Source organism: Prevotella sp. TF12-30 (genome assembly GCF_003436715.1).
Classification (GTDB): domain Bacteria; phylum Bacteroidota; class Bacteroidia; order Bacteroidales; family Bacteroidaceae; genus Prevotella; species Prevotella copri_A.
The window spans coordinates 1-767 of record NZ_QSQJ01000126.1; the positions used below are offsets into that span (position 1 = coordinate 1).

The window sequence follows — 767 nt, forward strand, 5'->3', positions numbered from 1 at the left end:
CCCATCACTCTCAATCCACCTTCCAGTCCGGACAGGCTTCCGGTGCTGGCACCGATCAGACCTCCGGCAAAACCGAGATTGCTTGCAGCACTTGCTATCTTAGAGAACTTAGAGAATTTACTCTGATGTTTCTCCACCTTTCCACTCTCTTTCGGGAGGACGTCGAAGGTGGAATCACTGGTCAAAACACAGTAGCTGTTGATAAACTCCGGTTCTGGAACCACTACTTTTTGCGCATGTGCTGTGCTGAACAAGGCACATGACAAAAATAAAAAAACATATTTTTTCATTTACTATTTTTGTTTTTATTATTTGTATTTACAATCGAATCGTCCGTAAGACATTCAAACAACTTCACCTATGCCTCCCCCGCTGCTGTAGCTCTCTGTGAAGAGACCACCAGCGAGCGAGGGGGCGAGGCTTTATATATAATTGCTTCGAAGATATACTTCATTGATAACGTCAGCCCAGACTAGGCGTTCCAGTGCAGGTTAGACGTTCCACCCCCGTTAGGCGTCCCGACGGATTTGCAATCCGTCGTAAAAAAAGGTTCGACCTATTAAGCCGGGGGATTTGCAATCCCCTATCCCATCGATATGCCGGCTAATGCCTGGTTGCTGGGGATTGCAAATCCCCAGAGCATAAAGAGGTTAGGTCATTTTTTGACGGCGGATTGCAAATCCGCCGGGACGCCTAACGGAGGACAGGACATATCCGGCGCTACGCAAAACGCCCCGGCGGCGACATAACTTCCGCCGAGGCGCGGC

The 767-nt window shown here is 49.2% G+C and carries 1 protein-coding gene; it reads right to left on the reverse strand.

Annotated elements, in window-relative coordinates; translation table 11 throughout:
• On the reverse strand, window positions 1-224 hold a 224-nt coding region (locus DXD25_RS16410), incomplete at its 3' end, for a hypothetical protein (RefSeq protein ID WP_370453432.1).
• Window positions 225-767 lie beyond the last annotated feature (543 nt).